2 protein-coding genes are annotated in these 811 nt (G+C 45.4%); both read left to right on the plus strand.

Annotated elements, in window-relative coordinates; genetic code table 11:
* Positions 1 to 55: 55 nt before the first annotated feature.
* Entirely contained in the window at positions 56 to 562 is a 507-nt protein-coding gene (locus AB4496_RS26515; RefSeq protein ID WP_017098042.1) for a GspH/FimT family pseudopilin, read from the plus strand.
* Positions 543 to 811 (plus strand): PilW family protein (locus AB4496_RS26520; protein ID WP_372132882.1); only part of this gene is annotated, 269 nt, incomplete at its 3' end. The genes AB4496_RS26515 and AB4496_RS26520, both read left to right, overlap by 20 nt.

Raw genomic sequence — 811 nt, forward strand, 5'->3', positions numbered from 1 at the left:
GCATCGGTGCAAGATTAAATATGCTTACGCACCTGATTACATAGGAATTTGGGAAATGACTCGCGGGTTTACTTTATTAGAGCTGTTAATAACGGTGTCGATACTGTCGATATTGGTAGCGACGGCTGCTCCGAGTTTTAGTTCAGTCACCCAAACAGTCAAGATACAGCGCCTTGCTGGGGAGTTGAATGGTTTCTTAGTACAGGCAAAGTCTGAGTCTGTGAAAAGAAATCAAAAACTCTGGGTACATTTCTCGACGGCTAAAAATGAAGAGCAATCTACGGGGGAGTGGACAGTATGGTTGAAGCCTACGGAAGATCTGTCTGGTGATACATTGCTGATGTTGTCGGGAGAACCGTTTCGAGATTTATCGTTTTCTCATAACTATACAGGCTCAAAAATCAGCTTTGAAAGTGTAAGAGGAAGGCCTGCCAGAGGTACGATTTACTTGGCTCCTAAAAGAGCTTCAACCGACCGGCTTTTGATTAAACTATCTAGCCCTCCGGGGCGAATTAAAGTGTGCGGCGAATCAGGCGCTCAGTATGGTTACTATGCTTGCTAAGGCCCGCAGCAGAAGCTTGCGAAAGCAAAAGGGCGCATCTCTCATTGAACTGATGGTCACCTCCGTTATTGGTGTATTCGCGATTGCTATTATCGGCAGCGTATTTATGACGGGGCACAGAATAGCCAAAGACAAAGGCATTGAGCTATTGCTGCTGCAAAACCTTACGAGCACGATGCAGGTAATGAAAGAAGATATTCAACGAGCAGGCTACGATGGTTCAAATGGAGAGTCCCTGAAGCTATTAAA

The sequence above is a fragment of the Vibrio sp. 10N.222.46.A1 genome (assembly GCF_041473595.1).
Taxonomy (GTDB): Bacteria; Pseudomonadota; Gammaproteobacteria; order Enterobacterales; family Vibrionaceae; genus Vibrio; species Vibrio tasmaniensis_A.